Genomic DNA, 3,094 nt, shown 5'->3' with positions numbered 1-3,094 from the left:
AATCAAGGAATAAGGAACAGTGTAATAGCGGGGAAGGCGACGAGTATTACGACGCGGATGAGGTCTGATGTTACGAACCACATGACGGCTTTGTAGGTTTCGACCATGGGGGTTGAGCGGTCCATTGCGTTGATAATGAACAGGTTCATGCCGACCGGCGGGGTGATCAGGCCGACTTCGACCACGATCAGCACCAGGATGCCAAACCAGATCGCCACATGTTCGGGTGACATGCCGAACTCAAGCACTGAGATCACCGGGAAGAAGATCGGGATCGTCAGCAGGATCATCGACAGGCTGTCCATCAGGCAGCCAAACACCAGGTAAAACGCCAGGATCATCAGCAGCACTGTCCAGCTGCTGAACCCCTGCCCCACAACCCATTGCGACAATTCTTGCGGCACTTGGGACAGCGCCAGGAACGAGTTGTAGAACGCCGCCCCGAGCACGATGAAGAAGATCATCGCGGTGCTGGTCGCCGTGGCGATGATGCTCTCTTTGAACACCTCCCAGCTCAGATTGCCTGACACCAGCGCGATCACACCTGTGCCCGCTGCGCCCACGGCTGCGCCTTCGGTTGGGGTGAACCAGCCCAGGTAGATGCCGCCAACAACCAGACCGAACACCAACACAACCGGCCACACATCGATCATCGCCTTGATCCGTTCGGACATCGGAACCGCCTCGCGGGTGCCCGCACTTTCGGGGTTCACACGCACGTAAATCGAGATGGTGATGATATAGCCAATCGCCGCCAGAATGCCGGGGATAAAGGCCGCCAGGAACAGTTTCGCGATGTTTTGCTCGGTCAGGATTGCATAGATCACAAGGATCACCGATGGCGGGATCAAGATGCCAAGCGTGCCGCCCGCCGCCAAAGTTGCGGTGCTGAACCCGCCCGCATAGCCGTATTGGCGCAGCTCTGGCAGAGCAACCCGGCTCATCGTTGCGGCGGTGGCCAAAGACGATCCGCAGATCGCGCCAAACCCGGCACAGGCCCCAACAGCCGCCATGGCGACCCCGCCTTTGCGATGCCCAAGCCAGCTCTCGGCGGCCTTGAACAGCGCCGAGGACATGCCCGACAGCGTCGCAAATTGCCCCATCAGCAGGAACATCGGAATGATGGTCAGCGAATAGCTCGAGAAGGTCGAATAGGTTTCGTTTTTAAGCTTGGCCAGCACCATCGTGCTGCCGCCCATGCCAAAATACAACCCGCCCATACCGCAAAGCATCATCGCCAATCCAATCGGCGCGCGCAAAAAGATCATGACCAGCAGGATCGGGAAGGACACATAGCCCATCTCTAGCATACTCAATGGGACGCTCCTTCGGAATAGGGGAGAAAGTTTCGTTTGGTCAGGGTTTCCGCGATCCGGGCCCCGGCCGTATAAAGGGCCGTGATCGCCGCAACACAGGCGGCAAACAGGCTTGCGCCATAGGCCCACCAGATCGGGAATTGCAGCAAGAACGTCGTCTCGCCATAGCTCATCTTGTTCAGCATGCCTTCGTACAGCCGCCAGGTGATCAGGATCATGATCATCGCAAAGATCACCTCCCAGAACGCCTGGATGATCTTGTTCAGCCGTGTCGACAAGAAGGAGGTAAAGATATCCACCGTCGCATGGCCCGAATAGAGCTGCGCCACCGGCAGAAAGGAGAAGATCGCAAAGGCAACCCCCGCTTCGACCAGTTCAAAATCGCCGGTGATCGGGCCAACGCCAACACCAATCAGCGCCTCGCCCAGCCCGCCGGGCAATATCCCCGAATGGCCCAAGGTATTAAGCCCGCGTCCAATGACGCTTGTGCAGGTCAAAATAACCAGCGCCGTCAATACGATACCGCCGATGATCGCCATCACCCGCGCTAAGCGTTCCATCCATTTCAGCATGAGTTTGTCCTTTGCAGCGTGCCGCGCAACGCTTGTGATCGTAAGGGTGCCCCGGCCCGTAAAACCGGGGCAGTCCGATCAGTTTCCCAATAGTGTTCGCAAAAGCTTACTTGGTGTGCTTGGCGATCAGCTCGGCTGCACGGGCCTTAAGCGCCGTTCCATCCAGACCTTTTTCGTCCATCTCAGCAACCCAGGCATCGGTGGTCTCGGCGGCCGCCGCTTTCCACTCTGCAATCTGACCGGCGTCCAAGGTGATGATGTTGTTACCCCGATCCATCGCCTGCTTATGCGGACCGTCATCGTCCAACTGCATCTGCTTGCCCGCAAACCCCGAGAATTCGAGACCCGAATTGGCATCAATCACCGCCTTAAGATCGTCAGGCAGCGCATTGTAGCGGTCTTTGTTCATCGCAAACACAAATGTCGTGGTGTAGAGCGTTTCATCGCCAAACGTGGTGTGATTGGCCACCATTTCGTTGACTTTCAACGCGCCGGTGACTTCCCAAGGGATCACGGTCGCGTCGATCACACCCTTGGACAGCGCCTCAGGCACCGCCGGAACCGGCATGCCAACCGGCGTTGCGCCCAGATTGGAGAACATCTTGTTGGTCACACGGGTGGGCGCGCGCAGCTTCACCCCGTTCAGATCGCCAACCGCGGTGATCGGCTCTTTGGAATGGATCAAACCGGGGCCATGCACCCACAGGCCAAGCACTTTGACCTGCTTGAAATCATCCTCAAGCATGCTCTCTTCGGCCAGCTCCCAATAAGCGCGCGACACCGCCTCGGCATTGGTCATGGTAAAGGGCAGCTCAAACACTTCGGCGCGCGGGAAACGACCAGGCGTATAACCCGCAACCGTCCAGGTGATATCGGCCACGCCGTCAACAACCTGATCAAACAACTGCGGCGGAGAGCCACCAAGCTGCATCGCAGGAAAGCTCTGGATTTCAATCCGACCATCGCTGTCCGCTTCAACCTTATCCGCCCAAACCTGCAAAATGTTCTTTGGAACATTCGCCTGAGCTGGCAAAAATTGATGCAAACGCAAAGTAACCTCTGCACCCAAAGCGCTCGACGCAAACGCCCCAGCTCCTATGGCCGCAATCGCAACCGTCTTCAAAAATGTCCTGCGTAAAGTCATACTTACCTCCCTTTTGACCCGAAAAAACACAAACCATCTATCCTCAATAATGGCCCAGTGTT

At 57.1% G+C, this 3,094-nt stretch carries 3 protein-coding genes; all 3 read right to left on the bottom strand.

The features are described from left to right. Positions 1-2: 2 nt before the first annotated feature. The gene (locus ACRBB0_RS27265) at positions 3-1,316 is read right to left on the bottom strand and encodes a TRAP transporter large permease (RefSeq protein ID WP_431377618.1); all 1,314 of its coding nucleotides are present in this window, start codon (positions 1,314-1,316) and stop codon (positions 3-5) included. Continuing rightward, positions 1,313-1,888: a TRAP transporter small permease gene (locus ACRBB0_RS27260; RefSeq protein ID WP_431377617.1), complete on the bottom strand. Its 576-nt coding sequence runs from the start codon at positions 1,886-1,888 to the stop codon at positions 1,313-1,315. The genes ACRBB0_RS27265 and ACRBB0_RS27260 overlap by 4 nt, the downstream gene beginning before the upstream one ends. 106 nt (positions 1,889-1,994) lie before the next feature. Then, on the bottom strand, positions 1,995-3,032 hold the full coding sequence (locus tag ACRBB0_RS27255) for a TRAP transporter substrate-binding protein (RefSeq protein ID WP_431377616.1): 1,038 nt from the start codon (positions 3,030-3,032) through the stop codon (positions 1,995-1,997). Positions 3,033-3,094: the final 62 nt, after the last annotated feature.

It is taken from the genome of Pelagimonas sp., from assembly GCF_050633425.1.
Taxonomy (GTDB): domain Bacteria; phylum Pseudomonadota; class Alphaproteobacteria; order Rhodobacterales; family Rhodobacteraceae; genus Pelagimonas.
Note: the sequence above shows the minus strand (reverse complement) of the source record. Positions and strands in the feature narration are given on the sequence as shown.

What these genes read in the sequence shown, in the direction of transcription:
- ACRBB0_RS27260 (WP_431377617.1), bottom strand. Translation starts at nt 1,888, where the DNA reads ATGCTGAAATGGATGGAACGCTTAGCGCGGGTGATGGCGATCATCGGC.
- ACRBB0_RS27255 (WP_431377616.1), bottom strand. Translation starts at nt 3,032, where the DNA reads ATGACTTTACGCAGGACATTTTTGAAGACGGTTGCGATTGCGGCCATA.